Source organism: Synechococcus sp. Cruz CV12-2-Slac-r, assembly GCF_024346075.1.
In the GTDB taxonomy this organism is placed as follows: Bacteria; Cyanobacteriota; Cyanobacteriia; order PCC-6307; family Cyanobiaceae; genus Synechococcus_D.
In genome coordinates this window covers 1-4887 of record NZ_JAGQEK010000121.1, presented here as the reverse complement: position 1 = coordinate 4887, position 4887 = coordinate 1, and the positions used below count along the sequence as shown (strand labels likewise).

Genomic DNA, 4887 nt, shown 5'->3' with positions numbered 1-4887 from the left:
CTAGTACTTGCTAGTGGAAATACATTGGTTTTACAGCTCCAAAAGGCGATAAAGGAGGCTGATCCAGTAATAAAAAATCTAAAACTAGCCACCGCTCAAGCTAATTCCACTTTAAAGCACACTAATAATATTGTGTCTGCTTTTGATAATCCTAAAACTATTAACGAATTAAAGCGCACACTTTCTAATGCCGAGCAGCTCACCCGCCGCATTGATGTGATTGGTGGAGATGTGCAAAAACTTAGCGGCGATCCAAATTTTGTTAATGGAATGCGCAGCGTTACTGTAGGCCTCGGAAAGTTTTTTGATGAATTATATCCAGAGATTCGCAAGCCAATTAAATGATAAATATTTAGATAACTCTATTTTGAATATTTAACGATTTAGTGCTTCCAGGGCAATTGCTGCAATTGCCTGATCGCTCGCTTTTGGTAATTGCACATATCGGCCGCCAGCTGCTTCTGCAAGTTCTTTACCCATACCACTACCAATGAATTTGCGTTCGGTATCTATTACTAAGAGTTTTAGGCCCAGCAGCCGGTAACGCCCTGCCACCTCCTTAAGTTCTTGTTTTAGATCAACTGTTACTTCTGGTTCTGGTAGCCCCAGGGATCGCCCCAAAGGCACATTGCCCCTCCCATCAGTAATTGCTACCACCACCACCTGGGATAAATCACCACTTTGCAATGCATTTGCCCCCACCTTTGCTGCTTGAGCTAAGCCATGGGCGAGGGGTGAGCCACCCCCGCAAGCCATGGTTTCTAGGCGGCGTTTAGCTGCGGTGATCGAGCGGGTGGGAGGCAGCAACACCTCGGCTTGTTCGCCGCGAAATGGAATTAAGGCCACCTCATCGCGGTTTTCATAGGCCTCCGTTAACAACCGCAGCACCGCTCCTTTTGCGCTTTGCATGCGATTAAGAGCCATCGAGCCGCTCGCATCCACGAGAAAAATAACTAGTGCCCCAGCTTTACGTTGCAATTGTTTTGCCCTGATATCCACCTCCTCCACAATCAACTTGCGGCCTGGGAAGCGTTCCCTGCGGCTTTTTTGGTATGGCGCCGCTGCCCGCAAAGTGGCATCAACGGCGATACGGCCGCCGGGCCCCCTTGGGATTACGGGTCGCACGTAGCGGCCGCGGTTGTTGCTCAGCACCAAACCTCTAGAACCGCTTCTTGCTGCTTTGCTTTTTGCAGCTTGAAATGAAAGTAATTCTGGATCGAGCGCTATTGATTCCGCATCCAACATGAACTCCTCCGGCACAGCAGGGGGGGAATCGGCTGATTCGGGGTTCTCTTCTTGGTTGTTTTCAGAATCCTGAGCTTCGTTTTCTGCCTGGCTTTCTGCTTGGTTCTCTTCTTGATTTTCGCTTGAAGGTTGTGGCTCTTGAGGAGGTTGTTCCTTGGGTGGTGTTTCTTGGGATGGAGCTGAAAGTTTTGCCCGCGGCGCGATCACTAGCCGCACCGCTAATTGCAGATCTTCTGCATCCACTACGTTGCGGCCATCAAGGGCGGCATGGGCTTTTGCTACCCGTAGGGCATACAACTCAGCGCGGTGCCCCACCACTCCGCCTATCAGCGCTTCTTGCACCAGATAAGTGATTTGAGCATTGCTGATGGCTACATCTGGCAACCACTGGCGAGCTAACAGCAATTGAGTGGCGATTGCATCGCTTTCCTCCTGCCATTGGCGGCGAAAAGCAGTGCTGTTTTCGGCGTAATCGATCGCAGTTTCTGTGATTAAAACTCGCTCTGCTGTGCTCACTGTTTGGTCAGCGCAAAGAGCAATTGCAAAACGATCCAGCAGATGATCGGCCATTGCCCCCTCTTCCGGATTGAAGGTGGCAATCAATAGGGGCTTGCAGGGATGGGCCACACTCAAACCCTCCCGTTCCACTTGATTAAGACCCGAACCCACGGCCGCTAGCAGAAGATTTAAAGCGTTTAAATCCAACAGATTTATTTCATCGATATAAAGCACGCCTCGATGGGCTTCTGCCAGTAACCCCGGTTGAAACACCGTTTTGCCTTCCGCTAATGAGCGGGTTACATCTACAGATCCCACCAGGCGATCTTCTGTTACCCCCAAGGGCACCTGCACAAATGGGGCTGGGATCACCCTGCTCGGTTGCTCACCATCGGGTTCGGCGTTGAAACTGCCATCAATAATTTCGATCGCGGGCAAAAGCGCATGCAGGCCCCTTGCCAGCACTGATTTGCCGGTGCCGCGGCCGCCAGCGATTACAACCCCGCCTAATCCGGGATCAACAGCTGCTAAGAGCAGCGCCAATTTCAAGGTGGGATGGCCGGTTACAGCCGCCAGGGGGAATACCTGGTTAGCGGTGGAAGGTAGGGCGGACATAGGGCCCAAAATCCCCTCCAGCATCGCAGCTTGGCCGCTGTTGTATGAGGAAGAGAACAAGTTTGATCTAGGTGTTCTCAGCCGCTATTGCCCTTGGTAGCAATCTTGGCGATTGCCTTGCCCTTCTCGGTGCAGCTCGGCTGGGGCTAGATGGCCTCGCCCAACCTGGTTCTTTGCGCTGTTCTCCCCTATTTCGCACTGCAGCGGTGGGAGGGCCCGCTGGCCAACCCGCGTTTTTAAATGGGGTGGCGCTGTTGCACTGGGTTGGTAGTTGTGAGCAGTTGTTGCTGGAATTGCAACGGCTGGAGACGGCTGCAGGCAGGGAAAGGCTGGTGCCCTGGGGGCCCCGCAGCCTGGATCTTGATCTTTTGTGGTGCGGCAATGAGCAACGCAATACAGCCAACTTGCAGCTGCCCCATCCGCGGCTTTGGGGGCGTCGCTTTGTGCTCGAACCACTAGCAGCCCTTGATCCTGCCCTTAAGCCCCCTGGCCAAGAAAAAACGGCGCAGGCACTGCTCGAAGCACTTTTATTAAATTGCAGCGAACCTGCACCGCAGCGATTGCCCCCAGCAGCGCTTTGGCCCAATTAATCGCCAAAATGGCATTACAAGCAAAAAGCGAGTTTTAAATTCTTGGCCCCCATCCCAGCCCCGGAACCAGCCGAATTGCTTGACACCATTGCAACCCTTGCTGTGCGCAAGCTGCGCATGGAAATCCAGCATCTGCGCTTACCCCTTGGGGTGGAGGGCACTTATGGCTGCATCAAGCACCCTGGAGCATCTTTAGCGGTGCCGGTGTTGGCAGATGGCCGGGTGGTGCTGTTGCGCCAATATCGCTTTGCAGTGCAGCAGCGCATTCTGGAATTTCCAGCTGGCACCTTGGAGGTGGGGGAAGAACCTCAGGCGGCCATGGCACGGGAATTAGGGGAGGAGGCTGGCTACAGCGCGGCGCGCTGGGATTCCCTTGGTTTACTTCTGCCCTGCCCCGGTTATTCCGATGAAGTAATTCATTTGTTTTTAGCCCGGCAATTGCAGCCTTTGCCTAGCCCTGTTGCGGCAGATCAGGATGAAGACATTGAAGTGCTTCTGCTCACTCCGGCCCAATTGGATGCAGCCCTTGCCAGTGGTGATGAACCGCTTGATGGCAAAAGTGTTACCGCCTGGTTTCGAGCCAAACAACTCCTGGGGTTGCACTAATGGCCGATGCATTTTGCCGTTGGTTGTTTTGGCATCGCCGTGATCTGCGCCTTTCAGACAATTTGGGTCTTGCGGCTACTGCACTAAACAATCCAGCTCTTGCAGGCGTTTTCGTGCTGGATCCAGCTGAGTTGCAGCATCACAGCATGGCGCCAGGGCGCCGTTGGTTTTTGCTCGAAAGCCTGCGGGAATTGCAACAGCGCTGGCAGCAAGCCGGCAGCCGTTTGCTTCTGCTTAAGGGTGATCCGCTGATATTGCTGCCCCGCTTAGCCCAGCTCCTTGCGGTGGAGGGGGTGGCCTGGAACCGTGATGTGGAACCGCTGGTGCGGCAGCGCGATCAAGCCCTTGCGAAAGCACTGCAGGGCCAGGGTTGCAAGGTGGCAGCTGATTGGGATCAATTGCTGGTGCCGCCTGAGCGATTACGCACCGGCGCTGGTGATCCTTATCGCGTTTATGGCCCCTACTGGCGGGTATGGCAACAACAACCAAAAGCAGCGCCTGTGGCTGCCCCAAGTGGTTTATTTGATCTCACAGCAGCAGAAATTACGGCCATTGAGGCAGCGGTGCCGCCATTGCCGCAAACGGCCACAGTTGATTTGGAAGCATGGGATGGCGCTGGCATTTGCCCTTGCCTACCTGGAGAAGCAGCAGCTCTTTTGCAATTGCAGCGATTTGCTGATGGGGCTCTACATAGCTATGAAGAAGGCCGTAATTTGCCAGCCGATGGGGGCACATCCCAACTCAGCGCTGCATTGCGCACAGGCAGCCTCAGCCCACGCACAGCTTGGGCCGCCAGTTTGGAAAGCTTGGAAATTTGCCGCAGCGACGAACAACGCCAATCGATTCGGGTGTGGCAGCAGGAGCTGGCTTGGCGTGAGTTTTACCAGCAAGCCTTATTTCACTTTCCAAGCCTTGCCGATGGCCCTTATCGGCCCCTATGGCGCCAATTCCCCTGGGAAAACAAGCCTGAATGGCTGGAGGCATGGAAACAGGGCTTAACCGGAGTGCCAATTGTTGATGCTGCGATGCGGGAACTGGCGCAAACCGGCTTTATGCACAATCGCTGCCGCATGATCGTGGCTTCTTTTTTAGTGAAAGATTTGATCTGTGATTGGCGTTTTGGTGAGGCCTGGTTTATGGCCCTTGAGGTGGATGGTGATCTGGCCGCCAATAATGGGGGTTGGCAATGGAGTGCCAGTAGTGGCATGGATCCAAAACCGCTACGGATTTTTAATCCAGCCACCCAAGCGCGCAAATTTGATTCAGAAGCTGTTTATATCCGCCGCTGGTTGCCTGAACTGCAACATGTGAATACTGCGGATTTACTAAGTGG

At 53.8% G+C, this 4887-nt stretch carries 4 protein-coding genes and 1 pseudogene; 4 read left to right on the top strand and 1 reads right to left on the bottom strand.

The window, feature by feature from the left end:
- Positions 1-345 (top strand): annotated as a pseudogene (locus KB557_RS08950) (MCE family protein); the annotation flags it as partial.
- Positions 346-375: 30 nt separating this feature from the next.
- On the opposite strand, the gene bchD reads toward KB557_RS08950, so the two are convergent.
- Positions 376-2358, bottom strand: coding sequence for a magnesium chelatase ATPase subunit D (gene bchD / locus KB557_RS08945; protein ID WP_255133398.1), 1983 nt, complete (start codon positions 2356-2358; stop codon positions 376-378).
- 71 nt (positions 2359-2429) lie between these two features.
- Between bchD and folK the strand changes: the two genes are divergently transcribed.
- From folK to KB557_RS08930, 3 genes are all read left to right on the top strand, one after another.
- Positions 2430-2948 carry a 2-amino-4-hydroxy-6-hydroxymethyldihydropteridine diphosphokinase gene (folK, locus tag KB557_RS08940; RefSeq protein ID WP_255133396.1) on the top strand — a complete coding sequence of 173 codons (519 nt, stop codon included), beginning with the start codon at positions 2430-2432 and terminating at the stop codon, positions 2946-2948.
- Positions 2949-2990: 42 nt separating this feature from the next.
- A complete protein-coding gene (locus KB557_RS08935) occupies positions 2991-3554 on the top strand; it encodes an NUDIX hydrolase (RefSeq protein ID WP_255133394.1) in 564 nt (187 codons plus the stop codon).
- Positions 3554-4887: deoxyribodipyrimidine photo-lyase (locus KB557_RS08930; RefSeq protein WP_255133392.1), on the top strand; the 1334-nt coding region annotated here is incomplete at its 3' end. The genes KB557_RS08935 and KB557_RS08930, both read left to right, overlap by 1 nt.

Bases quoted from the DNA above. Each gene is read 5' to 3' on its own strand.
- bchD (WP_255133398.1), bottom strand. From the start codon at position 2,358: ATGTCCGCCCTACCTTCCACCGCTAACCAGGTATTCCCCCTGGCGGCT.